Annotated in this window: 20 protein-coding genes; 11 read left to right on the forward strand and 9 right to left on the reverse strand. The window is 41.6% G+C overall.

The window, feature by feature from the left end:
• The first annotated feature begins 141 nt into the window (after positions 1-141).
• Positions 142-393, forward strand: a complete 252-nt coding sequence (locus tag H6H03_RS21530; RefSeq protein WP_313931894.1) for a protein rep — start codon at positions 142-144, stop codon at positions 391-393.
• 55 nt (positions 394-448) lie between these two features.
• Here H6H03_RS21530 and H6H03_RS21535 read toward each other — a convergent pair whose 3' ends face one another.
• The 4 genes from H6H03_RS21535 to pdxA all read right to left on the reverse strand — a co-directional run bounded on the left by H6H03_RS21535 (position 449) and on the right by pdxA (position 3,115).
• Entirely contained in the window at positions 449-931 is a 483-nt protein-coding gene (locus tag H6H03_RS21535) for a hypothetical protein (RefSeq protein WP_190957123.1), read from the reverse strand.
• Positions 932-1,511: 580 nt separating this feature from the next.
• Complete coding sequence (locus H6H03_RS21540) at positions 1,512-1,745, reverse strand: hypothetical protein (RefSeq protein WP_190957124.1); 234 nt, start codon at positions 1,743-1,745, stop codon at positions 1,512-1,514.
• 8 nt (positions 1,746-1,753) lie between these two features.
• Positions 1,754-1,984: a hypothetical protein gene (locus H6H03_RS21545; protein WP_096537966.1), complete on the reverse strand. Its 231-nt coding sequence runs from the start codon at positions 1,982-1,984 to the stop codon at positions 1,754-1,756.
• Between the two features lie 39 nt (positions 1,985-2,023).
• Entirely contained in the window at positions 2,024-3,115 is a 1,092-nt protein-coding gene (gene pdxA / locus H6H03_RS21550; RefSeq protein WP_190957125.1) for a 4-hydroxythreonine-4-phosphate dehydrogenase PdxA, read from the reverse strand.
• 239 nt (positions 3,116-3,354) lie between these two features.
• Here pdxA and petM point away from each other — a divergent pair, with 239 nt between their 5' ends.
• The 6 genes from petM to H6H03_RS21580 all read left to right on the forward strand — a co-directional run bounded on the left by petM (position 3,355) and on the right by H6H03_RS21580 (position 7,978).
• Positions 3,355-3,459 (forward strand): cytochrome b6-f complex subunit PetM, encoded by a 105-nt coding sequence (gene petM, locus H6H03_RS21555; protein WP_109009093.1) that lies wholly within the window; start codon positions 3,355-3,357, stop codon positions 3,457-3,459.
• A 263-nt stretch (positions 3,460-3,722) separates the two neighbouring features.
• Complete coding sequence (locus H6H03_RS21560) at positions 3,723-4,721, forward strand: SDR family oxidoreductase (RefSeq protein ID WP_190957126.1); 999 nt, start codon at positions 3,723-3,725, stop codon at positions 4,719-4,721.
• Between the two features lie 165 nt (positions 4,722-4,886).
• Positions 4,887-5,804: an NAD(+) kinase gene (locus tag H6H03_RS21565; RefSeq protein ID WP_190957127.1), complete on the forward strand. Its 918-nt coding sequence runs from the start codon at positions 4,887-4,889 to the stop codon at positions 5,802-5,804.
• A gap of 135 nt (positions 5,805-5,939) precedes the next feature.
• On the forward strand, positions 5,940-6,626 hold the full coding sequence (gene nblR, locus H6H03_RS21570) for a response regulator transcription factor NblR (protein WP_190957128.1): 687 nt from the start codon (positions 5,940-5,942) through the stop codon (positions 6,624-6,626).
• A 136-nt stretch (positions 6,627-6,762) separates the two neighbouring features.
• The gene (locus tag H6H03_RS21575; RefSeq protein ID WP_190957129.1) at positions 6,763-7,269 is read left to right on the forward strand and encodes a DUF192 domain-containing protein; all 507 of its coding nucleotides are present in this window, start codon (positions 6,763-6,765) and stop codon (positions 7,267-7,269) included.
• A 481-nt stretch (positions 7,270-7,750) separates the two neighbouring features.
• Entirely contained in the window at positions 7,751-7,978 is a 228-nt protein-coding gene (locus tag H6H03_RS21580) for a DUF2949 domain-containing protein (RefSeq protein ID WP_073640658.1), read from the forward strand.
• A gap of 352 nt (positions 7,979-8,330) precedes the next feature.
• Here the strand turns inward: H6H03_RS21580 and H6H03_RS21585 are convergent, their stop codons facing one another.
• A complete protein-coding gene (locus tag H6H03_RS21585; protein ID WP_190957130.1) occupies positions 8,331-9,482 on the reverse strand; it encodes a pyridoxal-phosphate-dependent aminotransferase family protein in 1,152 nt (383 codons plus the stop codon).
• 1,356 nt (positions 9,483-10,838) lie between these two features.
• Entirely contained in the window at positions 10,839-12,254 is a 1,416-nt protein-coding gene (locus H6H03_RS21590) for a folate/biopterin family MFS transporter (protein WP_190957131.1), read from the reverse strand.
• Positions 12,255-12,508: 254 nt separating this feature from the next.
• On the opposite strand from H6H03_RS21590, the gene H6H03_RS21595 reads away from it, so the two are divergent.
• The gene (locus tag H6H03_RS21595) at positions 12,509-13,804 is read left to right on the forward strand and encodes an anhydro-N-acetylmuramic acid kinase (RefSeq protein ID WP_190957132.1); all 1,296 of its coding nucleotides are present in this window, start codon (positions 12,509-12,511) and stop codon (positions 13,802-13,804) included.
• Here the strand turns inward: H6H03_RS21595 and H6H03_RS21600 are convergent.
• On the reverse strand, positions 13,749-14,120 hold the full coding sequence (locus H6H03_RS21600) for a hypothetical protein (protein WP_199339032.1): 372 nt from the start codon (positions 14,118-14,120) through the stop codon (positions 13,749-13,751). The genes H6H03_RS21595 and H6H03_RS21600 overlap by 56 nt on opposite strands.
• On the opposite strand from H6H03_RS21600, the gene H6H03_RS21605 reads away from it, so the two are divergent.
• The 3 genes from H6H03_RS21605 (at position 14,112) to H6H03_RS21615 (ending at position 18,777) form a co-directional block, all read left to right on the forward strand.
• Positions 14,112-14,558: a hypothetical protein gene (locus H6H03_RS21605; RefSeq protein ID WP_190957133.1), complete on the forward strand. Its 447-nt coding sequence runs from the start codon at positions 14,112-14,114 to the stop codon at positions 14,556-14,558. The genes H6H03_RS21600 and H6H03_RS21605 overlap by 9 nt on opposite strands.
• 735 nt (positions 14,559-15,293) lie before the next feature.
• Positions 15,294-16,307: a glycosyltransferase family 2 protein gene (locus H6H03_RS21610; RefSeq protein ID WP_190957134.1), complete on the forward strand. Its 1,014-nt coding sequence runs from the start codon at positions 15,294-15,296 to the stop codon at positions 16,305-16,307.
• A gap of 913 nt (positions 16,308-17,220) precedes the next feature.
• Positions 17,221-18,777: a serine/threonine-protein kinase gene (locus tag H6H03_RS21615; protein WP_190957227.1), complete on the forward strand. Its 1,557-nt coding sequence runs from the start codon at positions 17,221-17,223 to the stop codon at positions 18,775-18,777.
• 477 nt (positions 18,778-19,254) lie between these two features.
• On the opposite strand, the gene H6H03_RS21620 is transcribed toward H6H03_RS21615, so the two are convergent.
• Both H6H03_RS21620 and H6H03_RS21625 read right to left on the reverse strand, forming a co-directional pair.
• On the reverse strand, positions 19,255-19,452 hold the full coding sequence (locus tag H6H03_RS21620) for an NblA/ycf18 family protein (protein ID WP_096537979.1): 198 nt from the start codon (positions 19,450-19,452) through the stop codon (positions 19,255-19,257).
• 709 nt (positions 19,453-20,161) lie between these two features.
• Positions 20,162-20,899, reverse strand: coding sequence for a Stp1/IreP family PP2C-type Ser/Thr phosphatase (locus H6H03_RS21625; RefSeq protein ID WP_190957135.1), 738 nt, complete (start codon positions 20,897-20,899; stop codon positions 20,162-20,164).
• Position 20,900: the final 1 nt, after the last annotated feature.

The raw sequence follows: 20,900 nt of genomic DNA on the forward strand, positions 1-20,900 counted from the left end.
GAGGACGGGTCATGTTTTGACTCGGACATACCGACTTGAGTTCGTCCTCTTTTATTGTCCCTCTCTTTAAGGATGATTAGCTATGACCATGCCACTTGACCCACTAGCGCGATCGCTAAACATCATAACCCCTCACTACTCATTCCAGAAATTCTCAAATATCAGGTGAAAGAGTCAGATTTGATAAGTGATAGAGAATGGTTTCTAGAGTTAACCCGTCAACTGCATAAAACTAGAGCGATCGCTGTTGGGGGTATACTCAGACACTATATGCGCGAATTAGAGGAGAAAAAGCAAGACCTCATTAAAGAAAGTGAAGAGACAGATGAGGTGAACGGGGAAAGTTTGTTTTTTAGATGGGAGCGCAAGTTACAAAGATTTAATATAGAGTGACATCAGCGATACGATCAGAGTCACGTAATCCTTACAGTAAAGAGATTACAGGAATTTAGAACCGTAAATACTCTGGTTTAATAGTGCGGAAGCTCAAAGACCAGCGGTCAGATACAACAGGAAGTAGTTCATGGAGAATACCAGAATCAAACTTGATAACCTGACCATCTGTAAGGTGATATTCCTGATTACCGATGCAGAAAGTAGTACGTCCAATATTTACTAATGCTACGAGAGGTTCAAAAACAGAGTGGTCACAATGTCGTATCATGCGACCGCCTGGACGATAATGGCAGAGTAAGGCACAATTCCATCCTGGAAGAATGCGATCGCCAAGTCGATTAACCCTCTCATCCCAATGTCCGTTCTTAATTTCCGCGTTAGGCTTTAGTATTACCTCGTATCCAAACCATTTGTGAGTTCGACCATAAGCAACCCGACTAGAAGACATTGATTTCATCCTAGATTGATAATTACACCAGTCATGAAGACTTTGAAGATCGCTACGAACGTATCCAATAGTTTCAACTAAATTCATTATTAGCTCCTAAAAGTTTCAACTCTGAAAACTAAACTAATTACACCTTTCCTCACCCCGAAGGGAAAAAGAAAAAAAGGCGTGTTGACACCACAACTATTGGAGTAAAACTCTTTATTTCTTTTCATCCGGAGAGATTAAAAGTCATTTAGCCCGAAGGGAAAAAGAAAAAAAAGCGTGCTGACATCACGACTATTGGAGTAAAACTCTTTATTCGTTTTCACCTGGATAGATTAAAGAAAGAAGTTATGCAACTAAGCAAGTAGATAAATGCATAGTTCATAATTTTTAGGCGTTAGCCTGTCGTTCCTCTAACAAAAAGCACAAAAAAATACCAGTCACCCGAAAAATAGATGACTGGTATTTATAAATTGCCTTGACTTGAAATTATGAAATAACTTCGATGGACAAATTAGAAAATGTGAAAATAAATTGTTATGCTTAAGATTGAGTGATTTAAACTATCGTTCAGAAATTACCTGATGTTGACTTACTGTTACCCCTAGCTGTAATCCCAATGCATCCAGGAATTTAGTCAGACAAGAAAATTCAATTTCTCCTTCCTCAAACAACATCAATTTTAACTAGCCAGAGAAAAAGCTTCTGCAACCGCTTTTGGTAATTCAATCAATACGAAATAATTGCTAGGATATAAATAGTCTTCACCTGATTCATCAATAACTCTAATCATTCGGTGCTTAACAGCATCAGAATCAGGAACAGTCTGGTAAATTTTCCGAATTTCTAAAGAAGCAGGATAATCTTTGTTGCTAATGCAAACAACATATTGAGTTTCTGTGTTCCCTGACTGCATAACGACTCCTATAGAAAGCGTTTTATTTTGATTTCTTTCTTACCAATTCCGTGGGCTTCATACCAGTGTAACTCAGCTTCATAAATGCTTCCGTCGTCTAAGCTAATGGTTGCAAAGCCTTTAAGTTTCCGCCACCGTCCTGAACCATAAATTTTACGCAAGCGTTCGAGTTCACGAATGGAGTTACCAACAGCAATTATTTCAATATTGCTGATGTCTCCGATAATTTCAAAATTCAAGTAAGCATTACTCCTAGTAAATATTGCAATAAAGAACTTTTAACCACAACCCCCCGCCAACCTTTGACTAACCAACTCAGCCGCTAAATCTATCGCCGCCTTCATACTTGTAGCATCAGCAATTCCCTTACCCGCAATATCAAACGCTGTTCCATGATCTGGTGAAGTCCGTACAAAAGGCAGACCAATAGAAGTATTAACTGCGCGATCGAACGCCATCAATTTCACAGGAATTAAGCCTTGGTCGTGGTAAAGTGCCAAGTAGGCATCAGCAGGATTTGAAAGGTGAGAATTTCCGTACCAAGCTTGACCAGGCTTAACCCACATCGTATCTGGCGGTATCGGCCCGTCTAATTGCAATTGCGACCTATTTTGCCGTTCTTGCTCCAACCAGGGAATTAACCAATCTTGTTCTTCACGTCCCAATTGTCCCTGTTCGCCACTGTGGGGATTTAAACCTGCGATCGCAATTCTCGCTTTTTCTATGCCAAAGTCTTGCTTTAAACACTCCACCAACAAATCCAGTTTCTCTGTCAACAACTGCGGTGTTAATTTCTCAGGCACTTGACACAGAGGAATATGTGTGGTAGCAAGTAAAGTTCGGAGTGTCCAATTAGTATGGGGCGATCGCGCTACAAATAACATACCAAAGCGCTTAACATCAGACTTTTCTGCCAGCAGTTCCGTTTGTCCTGGGTAATTATACCCTGCGGCTTTCCAAGCAGATTTAGCGATGGGACCAGTGACGATACCATCAAATTTACCAGCAAGTGTTTGGGCGATCGCATATTCCACATAACCAAAACTAGCCGCACCACTAGCTGCATTACCTATTCCTGGAATAATTTCACCTTTAATTTCCTCGTTTAACTCCACATTAATTACTGACAACAGCTCTGGATTGACCAAAGGTACTAAATTTTGAGTTAAATTCAGTTTTTCATAAGTCTGTGCCAGCAAATCTCGGTTACCCACCACAGTAATGTCATATTTTTGACTGATTGTCGGATCTGCTAAAGCTTTCAAAATCACCTCTGGCCCAATTCCCGCCGGATCTCCCATCGTCAGCGCCAAACGCGGGCGATTCAATTTCCCAAAATTTTGTAAACTACCTTGATTATTTTGATACATAAGACTTCTTCATAATTAATTATGAGATTCTCCCTCGTCTTCAATCCTGCGGCAAGTTAAAGCTACATCCACCTCATCCCCTCTCTATAGTAGAGATTGCCTCCAAAAGCAGTAGGGATTACCTGCTAAACTAGTTTAGAATTATTTACACAGGTCTAATACCGCAGCAACTATCAAAAAGCTTCTGGTAGGCCTAATTTTTTGCACAGACCAACTCATTATTAAGGAGAATCACACCAATGGGCGGCGAAATTTTGAATGCAGCTCTATTGTCCTTCGGTTTAATCTTCGTCGGCTGGGGCTTAGGCGCGTTGTTACTAAAAATTCAAGGCGGAGAAGAATAATTGACTGTTGACTGAGGAGTTAAAAGTTAGGAGTTTAAAAATAATTCTCCTTGTCCCTTCATCTCCCCCACTCCCCACTCCTCACTCACTACTCCCTTTTCCACCCCTAACTGAGAAAAAAGCTTGTCCGGCAACCGGACAGCAATTTTCTTATAAGCCTCTTTAATTCAATTGATTTTCTGAAAAAAATGTAAATTTTTGTTTACATTAGCTTATTCTGATAAGATTCTTTTCATAAAACATTAAGATATATTACAACCCTCATGACATTATTAATCGTCGGTGCCACTGGCACCTTAGGAAGACAAGTGGCTCGTCGTGCTATCGATGAGGGATATAAAGTACGCTGTTTAGTCCGCAGCAGTAAAAAAGCAGCTTTTCTTAAAGAATGGGGTGCAGAACTTGTGTCGGGAAGTTTGCGTTACCCAGACACCCTACCAGAAGCATTAGAAGGAGTAACCCAAGTCATTGATGCCTCAACATCCCGCCCTACAGATTCACTAAGTATCAAACAAGTGGACTGGGACGGTAAAGTAGCATTAATTCAAGCTGCAAAGGCAGCTGGTGTAAAGCGTTTTATATTCTTTTCGATTTTAGATGCTGATAAATACCCAGAAGTGCCGCTAATGGAAATCAAGCGATGTACAGAACTCTTCTTGGCTGAGTCTGGCTTGAATTACACCATCTTGCGGCTAGCTGGCTTTATGCAAGGGTTAATCGGTCAATACGGAATTCCTATTTTAGAAGGACAACCAGTTTGGGTAACTGGTGAATCTTCTCCCATTGCCTACATGGATACCCAGGATATCGCTAAATTTGCTATCCGCGCACTGAGTGTGCCAGAAACAGAAAACCAAGCTTTCCCGGTAGTGGGTACTCGTGCATGGAGCGCAGAAGAAATCATTAGCCTGTGCGAACGCCTATCTGGAAAAGAAGCCAGAGTAACACGGATGCCTATAAATTTACTGCGTGCTGTGCGCGGCTTTATGCGCTTCTTTCAGTGGGGATGGAACGTCGCAGACAGGCTGGCATTTACAGAAGTCTTGGCTAGTGGAAAACAGTTAAATGCTCCAATGGATGAAGTCTACAGAGTATTTGGCTTAGATCGAGAACAAACTACAACTCTAGAAAGTTATCTGCAAGAGTACTTCAGCAGAATTATGAAGAAGCTTAAAGAGTTAGACTACGAAAAAAATAAGACTAAAAAGCAGAAATCTAAAAAAACTCCTTTTAAACAATCTTCAAAAGCCAATAGCCAATAGCCATTAGACTCCAGAATGTAGACATTTAACTGCGAACTATCCAGCGCTGACCGTTTGCGGTACAGTGCGGGCTTTTCCCGGATTTAGCTAAATTAATGACTACATGGTCAAAAATGTGTAACGATTACATAATACAGAGCATTGCCTAAACTTGGATATTTGAGTGTGCCGAAAGCAGGCATTATCTACAACGACGTTAAACCGATAGCGGGTCGTGTCGCTATCGAGTTAAAAGACAAGCTAACCGCAGCCGGTTGGAATGTGTGTGTCACATCGAGTATCGGTGGCATATTGGGCTACTCTAACCCTGAGAGTCCTGTATGCCACACCCCTTTAGACGGTCTGACACCGCCTGGTTTTGACTCAGATATGAAATTTGCAGTGGTGTTAGGAGGAGATGGCACTGTTTTAGCAGCATCTCGCCAGGTAGCGCCCTGTGGTATTCCCCTGTTAACAGTGAATACCGGTCATATGGGATTTTTGACGGAAACTTTCCTCAATCAATTGCCCCAAGCACTAGAGCAGGCGATGGCAGGTGAGTATGAAATTGAAGAACGAGCCATGCTCACCGTCAAAGTGTTTCGTGGAGATTCAGTACTGTGGGAAGCTCTCTGCTTGAATGAAATGGTGCTGCATCGCGAGCCTTTGACCTCTATGTGCCATTTTGAAATTGCCATCGGGCGTCATGCGCCAGTAGATATTGCAGCAGATGGTGTGATTGTTTCTACACCAACTGGTTCCACAGCTTACTCATTAAGTGCTGGCGGCCCGGTGGTGACTCCCGGCGTACCTGCTCTACAGCTAGTACCCATTTGCCCACATTCCCTAGCTTCTAGAGCATTAGTATTTCCAGACACAGAATCAGTCAATATCTACCCAGTCAATATTCCTCGGCTGGTGATGGTGGTGGATGGAAATGGGGGGTGCTATGTACTATCAGAGGATAGAGTATACATAGAACGATCGCAATATACTGTCCGATTTATTCGCCTACAACCACCAGAGTTTTTCCGAATTTTGCGAGAAAAATTAGGTTGGGGTTTGCCACATATCGCCAAACCAACTTCTGTAGAATTACCATAATCATGGAGCATGGGGAGTGGTGAGTGCTGAGTTAGGAGTTAGGAGTTAGGAGTTATAAGTTAGGAATTTTCCTCTTTGCTGCTGTGCCCCTTCGCCCAATCTGCCCCACGCTCCATGCCCATATCGTAAATTCTTATGACAGTTGCTCAAAGTCCGTGTGTTTTGGTGATTGAAACTGATGAAAACTTAGCAAATCAGCTTGCTTGTGATTTGCTAGAAGCAGGCTATGAATCAATTTTGGCTCATGATGCAACTAGTGGTTTGCAACACTGTCGCGATCGCCAGCCTGCTTTAATTGTTTTAGACCGGATGCTAGCAGGAGAATCAGGACTCTCATTGTGCAAAAATCTGAGAAGCATTGGTACGCGATCGCCTGTGTTAATTTTAATGGCAAGGGACACAGTTGACGATCGCGTAGCTTGTCTAGAAGCTGGAGCTGATGATTACATCCTCAAGCCTTACCGTTCAGAAGACTTTTTAAAGTTAATTCGCCTTTACTTAAAACCCGATGTCGATACCACCGAGCAATTACGCTTTGGGGATTTAATTTTAGACATAGCAACTCGCCGTGCCATACACAACGGACGGCCAATTGACTTGACAATGAAGGAATTTGAACTTTTAAAATTCTTAATGGAACATCCCCGCGAGGTGTTAACCCGCGAACAAATTCTAGAAAATGTTTGGGGTTACGACTTTCTGGGTGAATCGAATGTAATTGAAGTCTACATTCGCTACTTGCGCCTGAAAATTGAAGATGAAGGTCAAAAGCGCCTCATACAAACGGTGCGAGGTGTCGGCTACGTTTTAAGAGAATCTTAGTAGTTACTTTTATTAGTGGTAATTCATGAGTCTGTAGGGATATTTCACCAAAAGTCTCTAAAATCTGCCCTATTAAAATCCAAATTGCTATAAATTCTGTAAAATTGAAATCTAAATTACAGAATCAAAAAACTATATGACTCGTTGGCTAAGCTTGCTCTCCATATTGCTAGGTATTTTCCTGATGGGTTGTTCTGCGCCGACAACAGCGATACCTTCTACCCCCACATCTGGTTCTCCAACTCCAGCACCAGAGAGTTTAGGTCAAAAACTACCAATTTCTGCTAAAGCCATTGTTCCCAATGGCACAACTATTCAGCTAGAGGTGGCAAAGACGCCACAACAGCAAGCGATGGGCTTGATGTATCGACCAGCTTTACCAGATGACCGAGGAATGCTGTTTCCCTTCCCTTCAGCACAATCAGTCAGCTTTTGGATGAAGAATGTACCCGTATCCTTGGATATGGTATTTCTACAGAATGGTGTAGTCAAATACATACAACCTGCTGCGCCTCCTTGTGCTACTGAGCCTTGCCCCACCTATGGCCCAAATACATTAATCGACAAAGTAATTGAACTTCGCTCTGGACGAGCTGCGGAATTAAATTTAAAAGTCGGCGATGTTATCAAAATCGAGTTTTGATGCTCTGGTGCTTTCTTTTGAGCTAAAGCTATCAAAATCTATGTTTTTTTTGTAAAAAATGTCACTTTATGTGGTAAAACAGTCAGTTGTGAGGCTACTATTTAAAAACTGTGGTAATAATGTGAAATCCTACCGTCTTTAAGCTGAAATCGCAGTTTTAAGGTTTGGTCGCAAAAATATTCCCTTAGGCGTAAGTGTAAATAGTCGTCAATAGGTGAGTATAGGCTATGGAATCTTTGTTACTACATGTGTAATTAACTTAAAGCACACAGTAGACAAGATGGAGTCAATTTAACTAAGTAAAAATACTGCTTGAAATTCGAGCAGATGATTTGTAGAAAAATTTTTATTTTTCAGACCCTCTATTGAGAAGCCTGTTTTTAGGTAGACGAAGAAGATTGGGTCTAGATGCATCGTCGATAGCGACACAGTGACAGATCAAATATTGGCTACTAGCTAGCAATTAATGGTGAACTGATATATGACAATACACTCTGCACAAGGAGGTGAGATACAAATGTCACCATCAAAATATTCTCGACTTATTCATTTTTTGCAAGAAGATTTGGCAATTTCCACAGCTTCACTAGCGGTGGCACTTCGTCATCGGGAGCAAGACCCAGGCCCTTTGCCAATGATTCTTTGGCAGTATGGGTTGATTACTCTAGAGCAGCTAGAGCAAATTTATGATTGGCTAGAGACAGCATAATTAGGAAAGTTAAAATTCAAAAGGAGGAAAGGCGATCGTGTTAGCTTGCTGTTTATTAACTGGATGTTTATTAAAGTCAGGGTAGTTTATGAATAGCTTATTCAAAAGAATTGAGGCATATCATATCCACTCTAACTTATCCAAAGGTTGATATATGGATAAATTGTCTCTAGCGGTTTTTACTCATTTGCATACAAATCAAAAGAGCGAGCTGATGTTTCTACTCGCTCTTTTGATTTGTTATTGGGCATTGGGCATTGGGAATATTGACGGTTTACGGTTGAATGCTGACTAAGGAGTTATTATTCTCTCCTCTCCCTCTTACCCATGCCCCATGCCCCATGCCCCATGACTATTCTGTAAACACTTTAGCTGCTGCTGCTACACCAGCCCCTGGGGTGAAGTCTTCGTAACCAAGTTCTCTTAGGGTAACTTCTAAGGACGCTATGCAGCTGAGGATATCGCGATCGCTCACAAAACCCAAGTGACCAATACGGAAAATTTTATTGCTCAGATGGTCTTGGCCGCCTGCTAAAGCAATATCAAAGCGCTTTTTCATAAATGAACGAATCTTATCCGATTCAATTCCCTGTGGCGCTACAGCTGTAATAGCTGGACTAGCGTAATTATCCGCTGCAAACAAGGGCAAGTTTAATCCTTTAATGGCAGCGCGGGTAGCATTTTTCAGCCGTTCGTGTCTACCAAATATTGACTCTAAGCCTTCTTCTTTCATGATTCGCAACGTGGTGTGCAGCGCTACAATCATGTTCACAGGAGGAGTAAATGGGGTTGTATTTTTGGCTGCGGATTTCCGATATTTGCCTAAATCCAGATAATATTTCGGTAATTTTGCGGTTTTGTAAGCTTCCCAAGCTTTGGGGCTAACAGAGACAAAACCTAATCCTGGTGGGATCATATAACCTTTTTGGGAACCAGAGGCGACTATATCCAAACCCCAAGCATCCACAGGCAGATTGAACGCACCCAAGCTAGTTACAGCATCAACGATAATTAAAGCTTCACCGTGTTCTTTGACGTGGCGGTTAATGGTTTCTAGGTCATTCAACACACCCGTCGAGGTTTCACTGTGGGTGATAATGACAGCCTTGATTTCCTTTTGGGTATCTGCTTGGAGTTTTTGGGCAAACACTTCTTGATCTAAAGGTTTTCCCCATTCCACCTTAACTTCTTCTACGTTTAAACCGTAGGCTTGACCGATTTCTACCCAGCGTTCGCCAAATTTACCATTAGAACCAACTAAAATGCGATCGCCTGGAGAAAGAAAATTAATTATACCGGCTTCTACTGCACCCGTACCGCTGACATTCAGCATTAGCACATCATTTTGAGTTTGATGCAGCCACTTGAGGTTTTCTGTCACCTCTGCCAAAATGTTGCTAAATTCACTCGTGCGGTGTCCAATCGGATGCTTGGCTAATGCCAGTAAGGCAGCTTCTGGCACTGGGGTGGGGCCAGGAATCATCAGCATCAGCTTATCGTTCATGTGTCTATCCTAAAGTCAAATAAAAGTCAAAATTGTGGGAAGTTGGCTAAGCCTGGTAGCAAATTCTAGATATTTCTCTACAAAATACACTCAGTTCGTCACCAGTCTCGTTGTGTATTTTCCAAGTCTATAGTCAAACTATCGTCGGAGTTAATCAAGGGTCAGCTTAACCTTTGCAATTTCTTTGCAATTTATTTATATGAGACTCTAACTCAGATAATACTTGTGTTTCAGGAGATCAATCTTACCACATACTTAGAACGTCGATTCAGTATTCAAAAATTGTTTGTATTGATATTGGGAGTATTGACTGTTGACTGAGGTGTAATTATTCTCTCCATTTCCCCACTCCGTACAGACAAGGGTTAATGAGCCAGCACTTTGGGGGGTTCCCACGGCAGTCGCACCCCTGCTCTTAAGCAAGCTAGATTGGGGAAACCCGTCCAACGCAGTGGCTCCCCTACGTATCCGTCACTGGCTCCCCAAGACGACGCTGCCTCACCGTGGTAGCGACTGGCATCGCGTCTCTACCTACTCCTGAATAATGATTTCTTACGGATCGTTTAAACTACATTTTTCCCATAATTTGAGGTAGTTTATTTGCACTCAGACTGAGGCGATCGCCAATAAATTATCAGTTTTTATAATATATTCACCAATTCGTTACATTATTAATCGGTATTTTTAGCTACTCTTCATAATGAGTCGTTTTTAACTAGTGTCAGTTGAAAAACTGTCACTCATCAGAACCTTGCTTTGATTACAGAAGAGATATTCTTAGTTAGTGCAAGGAGTGATACCATTTCACCACATGTTTGTCACAAGTTATCCCCGCAATCCTCCTTCCTAAGGGGGTATTGCAGGTTACAGATGTTGCATCAAACTAGTGAGTTGGTACAAAGTTATACGGGGAAGCGCTTGGGTGAGCAAAACTCTCAAGTGCTTTTTCGTGTATAAATAAAATACTGGAATTATCTATACAGTACTATCAAAGTTTTTGAGCGCGTATATATAGAAAGATAAGCTTATACTATAAGACTCTTATTTGATTGCGTGAAAAAAAATCGCCCTCAACAGGAAAACTTACTGGGGGCTTTTGACTAGAAAAGAATTTATACAGCAGATTGCAAGTTGGTGAGGTACAGATCATAGTACGGGCGCCCAGCTGTAAAGCCCCTACCCGTATACTTTATTTAGCTGAAAAACGCTGTATTTTTTAATATTAGTAGCGATCACAGTAGTCTAAATTGTATCTAGGTCGAGATTTAGCTACCGCAATTTTGCTACCAAACATTCTCTTTTTCAGCTTATTGTTGTGCTTTTGTTCTAAGCATTCTAGCGTTTATTCTTACGATACTAATCAACTACTCCTGACTCTGGTTCTCGGACTACTAAATCAGACATTAAATCCGGCAAAAATGGTTGTTGCTCATCTTTTGATGTCTGAATTTTCTCTTCAGCAGCAGGTAACCAACTGATAAATGGTAGAGGTAACAGCCTACTGAGGTTAGTAATTAGCACCAACAGCCAAAGCAAATCGAAGTTTGTTGCTGTGATTCCCAGCCAATGAGTCATTAATGCCCCAAATGCGTGGGAAACGCTTCCCCCTAAATTGAAAATTGACATTATCAAGGCAAATAATGTTGCTTCTACTCCCAAAGGACAAAGCCTTGCTGCTAGCACCATCACTGGCATAAAGGTAATTTTTCCTATCACAGACAGAATAAGACTATCACCCAAACTAAACCAGTGGTCATCTATACCCAACAGCCGATTAGTATGAGTTACTAATAAAATCATTGTCATCCCCAAAATTGAGGAAAGGATAGCGCTCCAAGCAAAAACTACACGAAAAGGTATGCCTTTAAGAAAACGTTGAAAAATCCAAACACCAGCCAAAGAAGCAAAACTTGTCACCAAATGTACCCGTCCCAAGAATTCTGGTTCAAAGTGTAGTTCGTTGGTGGTGAAGTAGAAAAAGGCTGAGTCAGCACTTGGGGTAGCTTGCCAGATGAAGATAAATGCTGTTGGTAGCCAAATATTTTTTTGGCGCAGGACTTGGCGTAGCTGCGTTAGTTGCTCTTTGATTGTTAAGGAGTTAGTGCCATCGCTATCTTTAGCATCTTTGCTAATAGGAAACTCAGCAATTAACCAAGCTGCTCCTGAGACAATCAGAGGAAATAAGGCGGTAATCCAAAAGAGGGTATGGGTACTAAAGTATTGCAGTAGCAGGCCGCTCAAGTATGCTGTTATCAAACCTCCGATGGCAGAACTACCCCAACACAGTGATTGTAGTGAACCTGCTTTCGCTTGCGACTCGCCTCTGGCTCGTTCCACAACCAATGAGTCAACTATGACATCACTCATAGCAACGGAGAGAGAACTAACAGCGATCGCGATCGCAGCTGCCCAGCTAGTATGAACTATGGTTGCCATACTTACCCAGGAAACAGTCCCCAGTATCCCCGATAAAATCAAATAAGGACGCCTACGATAGCCAAATATCGGCAAGCCATCAGAGATAAAACCAAACACTGGCTTAATCATCCAAGGTAGAAAGGCAGCTCCCAATAAAGCCGACACCTGGACTGGACTTAATAGCAATTCATCTTTGAGGAAAAAGCTGACAGCTAAACGCGATAGCCCTAAAATTCCTTGGACAAAGTAAACTGCGAGAATTGCTATTAACTCGGCATTTGGTTGATTGCCCAAAAAGATTTTTTCTGTGACTGAATCTTTTACCTTGGACAAGCCAGATGATTGAATCAGCATTTGATAAATATTTTTGAAGTTTTATCTACTTTTCTATCATATCGACTTCTCCCCATGAAGCCGACCGTTTTTCCATAAAAACCAGCAAATGAATAGCAAATAACAGGTTGAAGTCAGCATGAAGGACAGATAATATCTGAATGTGATGAACATTTTCAGCTTTCTACTCTCTTGGAGATGCTATCAGTGCCCTGAACACTAGTAACTCTTAACTGTTAAACTACCGTTGTTAACCTAAAATAGAATATTTGTCAATGTATCCGAATGAAAAAGCTGCTATCCCTACTCGTGTTATTGGTTTAATTAGTGGCACATCTGTAGATGGCATAGACGCGGCCTTGGTAGAGATTTCCGGTCAAGAATTGGATCTCAAAATAGAGCTGCTAGCTGGAGAAACATACCCATATCCAGATGAACTAAGAGAAAGAATATTAGCCCTTTGTGCAGGTGCAGCCATATCAATGGCAGAATTGGCTCTAATAGATGATGCGATCGCCTTTAGCTTTGCTCAAGCTGCCCAAAATATTCAAAGCGGTCACCAAGCGGCTAATTTGATTGGCTCCCACGGTCAGACAGTTTATCATCGACCACCCAAAAAGAACGCGGGGACACAGGGACGCGGTGAGGAAGTTGGAGTCTTGGCGGTGGTTCCCGTCGAGTCCAAACTTCCGAACCCGAAGGGGAACGCAGGGACGGGAGGATATGGGGAAAAAAATCTCCACCTCTCCCACTCGCCACTGGGCTACAGTCTCCAACTAGGGCGTGGTGCCTTAATTGCTCATCTAACGGGTATTACAACTGTGAGTAATTTCCGTGCTGCTGATATCGCTATTGGTGGTCATGGTGCGCCTCTGGTTCCTAGAGTCGATGCTTATTTACTCAGCCATCCCCAAGAAGGACGTTGTATTCAAAACATTGGTGGTATTGGTAATGTAGCTTATATTCCGCCTCGGCATGGGGACTGGCTCTCAAAAATCCGTGCTTGGGATACTGGCCCTGGAAATAGTCTATTGGATCTGGCGGTGCAGCATTTAAGCGCTGGTGCTAAAACTTACGACGAAAATGGCAATTGGGCAGCGAGTGGTACTCCTTGCTATCCATTGGTAGAAGAATGGCTCAAGCAAGAATACTTTCATCTGCCACCGCCTAAATCCACTGGTCGAGAGTTATTCGGTGTGACATATTTAGAACAGTGTTTACAAGATGCCCAAGCCTACCAACTCAATTCTGCTGACATATTGGCAACTCTCACCGAACTGACAGCTGCTTCAATTGCTCATAGTTACCAAACTTTTTTGCCAGAAATGCCACAACGTGTATTGTTATGCGGCGGTGGTAGTCGTAATCTTTATTTGAAACAAAGATTACAGTTATTATTAGCATCAATACCAGTCTTAACTACAGATGAAGTCGGCTTGAGTGCAGATTTTAAAGAAGCGATCGCCTTTGCAGTTTTAGCCTACTGGCGACATTTGGGTATTCCTGGCAACCTACCTACTGCCACCGGAGCACCCGGTGAAGTTCTTTTAGGGGAAATTCACCAGTGCTGAGTAGGGGAGATGAGGGGGCAGGGGAGACAAGGAAGTGTGGGGAGTGTGGGGAGAGAGGGGAGAGAGGGGGATGGGGGAGTGTGGGGAGAGAGGGGGGAAAGATTTTTCCCACACCTCCCACACCTCTCACACCTCCCACACCTCCCACCCCTCCCACACCTCCCACCCCTCTCACACTTCTCACCCCTCCCACACCTCCCACCCCTCCCACACTTCCTGCTTGCCCATGCCCAATGCCCCATGCCCCACTCAGCACTGCTATAACTGTAGTCTTGGCGGCACTCGATCGAGACAGGAAATATAAAAGGTGGCTCATACTTTTTTATTGGAAGCAGGACGCTGGACAATACAAGGGAATTGGCTAGAACGAAATGGTATGCCAATCAGTGTCAAGGGTATGACCTTGGTAGCTTGGAATCGAGATAACTGGTTTACTATGGCCACAAAGCTGATATTCCCAGGCAGCGATCGCTCGGAAATTTCTCTACAATACAAGGGACGCTTGCACGAAGGAGAGCGTCAGTATACTTTTTTACTACAACATAATATTTTAGGGCAGGTTGAAGGCGAGGGTTGGATTGGTTTAGATACCATTGTGCAGCGTTACTGGGTGCTGGGCGATCGTCAACGTCGTAGTGGCTTTGAAACCCTACACAGGATTTCAGAAGATACATACCACCTAAGTAGCGGTATCTTGACTGGTCATTTTTTAACTAACACAATGGAAGCTAGCCTAGAACGTCAGGTAATTTAAGTTATGAAAGGTTATTTATAGCATTTGAAACACATTTATACTACATAAACTGAGTGTAAAAGTGCTATGTAAAGTAAAAATAAAATTCCTGTCGGTGAGCCAGTGCGTTGGGCGGGTTCCCCTACTACTTGTACCGCGAACACGGAACCCGTATGGTAGCAACTGGCGTCGTGTTAAGCGCATATCTTCGATGTGATTTGTCACGAAAAATATGATTGAAGCGCTTAAATGCACGTCAGTGCGATAGGTTTAGCCTAACGCAATGGCAGTTATGAGCAGCAGTTACCGCCGCTTATCCTGTCTCCCCTATTTAAGATTTACTTTATAAATTGTCTCTGAATAACTAGTTACAAACAAAACAAATTATTATATTAAAGAATGTAAACTGGTGATTTTTTACATCAGTCACTACAAATCTGCTTAGGCTGACAGTACCTCCTGCAACTAAGGGAGCCTACTTGTGAGTGAGCTATTCTCTTCTACAAGAGGAAATGGCATGAATTCTCCGTATAAAAACGGACTGCTCACAAGCCCTTTACGTTTTCCAACTCGCTTATAGCGATGGACTTCTAAGGGTGTAGTGGTTACAAATGTCTAAAATTCTAGGCTTGACCTCAAAAATTCACGGCTAATTTTATTAGCATATTGTAACGTGCATAGTAAAAAAGAAATAATTTAGTTATCCTCAGGACTTTAGTATTTTTACGTAATGGTGTCGTTAGGAGAGCAATATTCGTGAATCCCAAAGTATCTGTCATTATTCCTGCTTACAATACTGAGGCTTATATTGATAAAGCAATAAAGTCAGCCTTAGACCAAACACTTAATGATATTGAAGTGATTGTAGTCGATGATGCTTCCAGCGATAAAACTGTAGAAGTCGCTAAAAGTTTTGTTGACCAACGTCTTAAAGTGATAGTTAATCAACAAAATCTTGGGGCTGCTGCTGCGCGTAATCGTGCCCTCAGAGCAGCCCAAGGCGAATGGATTGCTGTGCTGGATTCAGATGATTGGTATGCTCTTGAAAGATTAGAAAAGCTGGTATCGCTAGCAAATGAAAAAAATGCAGATATGGTTGCTGACGATATTTATTTTATCAACGATGGTGAAACATCTCCTTGGAGTACATTGATTCAAGAAAGTGGAGAAGGTATAGATAAAATTTTCCAAGTAGATATCGTTTATTTTGTAGAGACTGATATTTTTGGAGAACCAGGTTTGCATCTTGGTTTAAGTAAGCCCTTATTCAAGCGAGAATTTCTACTTCAGCATGGTATTGAGTACGATGAAGATATCAGAATGGGTCAAGATTATTGGCTTGATATGAAATGTCTAATCAAAGGAGCTCGCTTTTTCATTGAGCCAAAACCCTATTATTTTTACCGCTCGCGTCCCGGTTCGCTTGTACATCAAAGCCGATTGCCACGTCTAAATCAAAGCTGCAAAGCCACTAATTCTTTCATGCAACAAGAAGCTGTGAAAAAAAATACAGCTTTAATGCGTGCTCTATCTCGTAATCTTGCAATTTATAAAAAAAATTTAGCTTACTTTCGAGTTGTAGAGCCTCTCAAGGAAGGGAAATGGTTAACAGCATTGGCACAAATGGCCAAAAATCCTGATTTCTTTTTTCATTTTATTTCGCGAATTAATAATATAATTGGACGGCGAATTCAATATTATATGACCGGAGATAAATCTGTTTTTCACATGTCTTACAACATAGACAAAAAACGAAAAATTACTAATTAGTCCTTTAATAATACTAAATTATTTACCATGAAAAATATCCCTGGCTTCTCAAATAAGTCAGGGATATATGTTTTGAAGTTTTGATAAAGTTTAGTATTTTAAATTTAAGATTTGAGATTTTGTAGCAAGTCTGTAACCTACTCTTTCTAAGGTGATCGGTTTTTTTTAATCAAAACTAGACGCAAAGCCAAAGCAGGGCCAAAGGAATTTCCCTTATGAGCCACTTCCACATAAATAAGATGGCGAAAATAAGGAATTTTGCAAGAAATCAAATGAATAAAGCTGTCAGCCGTCATAATTAGACAGAAGTTAAAGGAGTGGTTAGGCAATCTGGTCTTTAGATTTCCCTCAAGTTTGGATGTCTGTTGTATTCACGGTTCCCATACCCCCGTTCTTTAAGCTTGCTAGATGCGTTCCCCAAGGAAAGAGAAGTTCTATCTCAGGAACCAACAAGCTTCGATTTTTGCCATCACAGTTTTTGGCATATCTGAGAGTTATTTATTTAGTCAAAATTGGGCAAACTAAAACTACATCATAATCAAAATCTGGAATAGTATAAAACGTCAGTATACATTTACCTTTTTTGCTTGTTTGGTCTAGCGTGTTGCGCCAGTTGTAATAACTGTCTTAGTTGCCAACTTCCAGATTATAATTTCAGCGCTATTTGAAAAGACTGAAAAAAGCTAGTCCACTGATGGACTTTAACTACAAACCTGGAAAGTGATTTCTGGGCACAACAATCAGATACAGCAGTTTGTAATTGAGCCAGCTAGAGAGTTTAGGTTTAGTAGCCACAAATGAAGGCTGCTTAACTCCTGAATTCTCTGTTCTGAATTCAGCAATTATGCTGTATAAGTTTGAACGCACTTTTGAACCCAAATACTTACAAATTGCTTTTAGAGTCAAATTTTCTATGTCAGACCCCAACATTGGTCGCTTACTCAGCAAACGCTACCAACTCCAGGAGTTAATCGGTACTGGAGCGATGGGTCGAGTTTATCGTGCTAAGGATATTTTGTTGGGTGGTGTACCTGTTGCTGTGAAGTTCCTCGCTTTATCAATCCAAAATGAAAAGATGCGGCTGCAAGACCGCTTTGAGCGAGAAGCGAAAACTTGTGCTTTACTGGGGCAAAAAAGCATCCATATAGTTCGAGTCATGGACTATGGCGTAGATGACAATAATACTCCGTTCTACGTTATGGAATACCTACAAGGACAAAGCTTAAACAATATTATTCGCAAGCAACGACTTCCTTTAGCAAGATTTCTCAGTATGGCGCGTCAACTGAGCTTGGGTTTACAGTGCGCTCATGATGGTATTCCAGTTGAGGGTACAATTTGCCCAATTATCCATCGTGATGTCAAGCCAAGCAATATGTTGGTGATTCAAGATCCGAGTTTTGGAGAATTGGTCAAGGTTTTAGATTTTGGGATTGCTAAATTATTACAGTCAGACAGCGACCATACAAAATTTTATTTGGGAACATTGGCTTATTCTTCTCCCGAACAGATGGAGGGTAAGGAATTAGACAACCGTTCTGATATTTATAGTTTGGGCGTGATGATGTTTGAGATGCTTACAGGCAAAATGCCATTGCTAGCACCGACTCATTCTTTTGGAGCATGGTATAAAACACATCACTATCAAAAACCACGTTCTTTTACTGAGGTTTCGCCGGGGTTAGAACTACCGAAAGAAATTGAAAATTTGGTGATGAGTTGTCTAGCTAAGATACCACGCGATCGCCCCCAAAGCATCAGCGAAATTCTGAAAGTTTTAGCATCCGTAGAACAACCCGACCACACACGCAAAATTAAACAGAACAATTATGCGCTAGTTCCTGCTACATTGACACTTAGCGCTGAGGTTGAGCAAAAGACGAAAGCCGATTTGCGGATATCCTCGTCAAATGATGAAATTGCTAACACTATTTCTTGGCCTCAAAATAAACCGATTGCTGATATTGTCTTTCCCCAAGCCGTACATATAAATGATGAGGTTTTACCAGCCTTGTGGGTAATGCTACCCCAACTAGAAATTCAAAAGCGGCTAGTTTGTACCCGCTACAATCAATTTCTTTTCATCTCGGTTCCCCACCCGATGCTGTTGTGGATTACCGTCATTTACAACCGCAAACACGGTGCTAAATGGTTACATTACTACCTCGACCTCAAAACCAGTCTTGGTCAAGAAATTGCCCGCTTGCTACACCAAACAGGTTATTACCGTCTGTTATTTTTCGCACGAGAAACGCCCAGTCGGTGTACTCATATCCTGCTTTCGAGTGTCGCCTCTGCCCAACGTCAACGACTGCAAGAGTGGGTCAAAATCAGCAATACGTTCATGTCTTCTGCTGACCCGCAAATTAGTAAAAACTTACTCAAAAGCGAATATGAAAAGATTAAGCCCCAAATCCTGGCAAAACTCGAAAGTATTGATACAGACTCTCCATACGATCTTTCCAATTAAGAATAATTTATGAATGTTACATGTTTACTGTGTAACAAAGAGTATCCGAGTAATAATTGTAAATTTTTATAAACAAAATATATATAATGTTGTAACTTCTAGTTATATGTATAAATAGTGAAAGTACTAGCTGCAAAAGTTAGGCTCTCTAATTGCTGTGTAGATATTCCTGTGTACATGATATAAATTGAGTATAAATTTACGCAGGTGTGATTTTCACACTATTTAAGATACGAGAAGAAGTTTGGCTAAAGTAAACACTAGATTTGAACAAAAATGTCAAGTTAACTTTAGAATCTAGGAAGTAAACCTTAGAAGATTTTACTCATTGATTCTTGAGTAATTTCCTAAGTTGAACTTTTGCCACAGTTTTGTAGAGTTTTTTTATCGAAGTTGACGCCCCGGCATCCCCAGCTCTTTTCCTCCGCGGGAACCAAGCAAGAGAAGGAGGTCGCCCACTGCGACATCAGAACGATTCTATGCCATAGTGGAACCAGAATCTAAGCCCCACTGGTGCTTCAGAAGTTCTTGATAAGTTGCTTCCCGCACTACCATTTGCTCGTACAGCTTGACCAAAAAGTCTTTAGCCTGTTCGTGGCTCATATGCTGCACTTGAGTGGCAAACGAGCAGATACTGAATTGCTGTTCTAAGGATAATTTCATTGGTTCGTTCATAAGTAACTCCGAAAAAACAACGCGTAAATGGTGATATCGTTCACAGAAGTCCAAATGGGATAATACTTGGACTTGTATCTGTCCCGCATTTGTTCCTCCGTATTAAGAAAGATAACAAGTGTTTGACAGATTGCCCACATCCTAAGTGTGGAATTTTTCTGCTCTGAATATCTTGCACCTAATCCCACTGATATACCACCCAAGTCGGTCGAGTCATATTCCAGAAAATATGCTCTGTTTTGTCTTAGAAAGGTAAATCTACCTTCTTTACTCCTTTGTGCTTTCAGAATGTAGGTCTTGCCTAATCATCGATAGTTTTCCTAGTTAAGAAAAACGTCAGATGGCGTCTTCGTATCTATGGAAAAACTTTCCAAGCTGGGGAGTTGGAGGAGGTGGGGGAATAAATGGTAATAAGCGTGAATTATAGCCGCTTTACCTGATTACGTGCAAGATGTCAATTTACTAATTTATGGAAATTCAGCCTCCTTAGGTAACTTTGGAGGCTAAGAGTATTAGTATCAAATTGTCAAAAGCAAAAATGCTCAGGCTGAACAAATTGATGGGTATATTTACCGCATTCGTCATGAGTCATTAGTTATCGGTTATTGGTCAGTTACGAATAACTCCTAAGCAAGGGGGAGTATCTTTGGCTGTGCTCAACAGTCAACAGTCAGGACTCCGTGTTTAGCTTATGCCCAATGCCCAATGATTAGGGATTATTTTCTTCAAGTGAGACGAGGACAACAGTAATGTTATCGTGCCCTCCTTGCTCCTTAGCAGCCTCAACTAGAGAGATGGCGGCTTTATCTAGCCAAGGAGTGTCTTGGAGGCAGCTAGCAATCTTTTGTTCGACAAGTTCTTCTGTGAGACCATCACTACATAGGAGTAAGCGATCGCCAATTTTAACATCCAGTGGTTGCACGTCAATCTGATGCAGGTCTTCCCGCCCTAGACAGCGGGATAATACATGACGAAAAGGATGTAATCGTGCTTCATCTGGGGTGATGTCACCGATTTTGATTGCTCGTGCTACCCAAGTGTGGTCTTCCGTTACTTGTTCTAATTGTGATTCTCGGAAGCGATACAGCCGGGAATCGCCAACATGAGCGCACCAAGGCGGCTCTGAAGAGCGAAAAATTACCGCTACAACCGTTGTACCCATATCGGCGCGTTCGGGATGATTTTGCTGATCTTGCAAAATTGCTTGATTGGCATCCCACAGAGCTTGCTCTAGCAATTCTTGAGAAGACTTTGGAGATTCCCAATTAGCCACTAAATATCCCTGAATTTCCTTAGTGGCAATGCGACTTGCTTCTTCTCCTCCCGCATGACCACCCATACCATCAGCAACTACAAAAAATCGTCCTTGTGGGTCGATATAGTAAGCATCCTGATTATTAGAACGAATAAGTCCCGGATCGCTAAGACCGGTGAAATTAATTTTCATA

The sequence above is a fragment of the Nostoc paludosum FACHB-159 genome, assembly GCF_014698835.1.
Classification (GTDB): Bacteria; Cyanobacteriota; Cyanobacteriia; order Cyanobacteriales; family Nostocaceae; genus Nostoc; species Nostoc paludosum.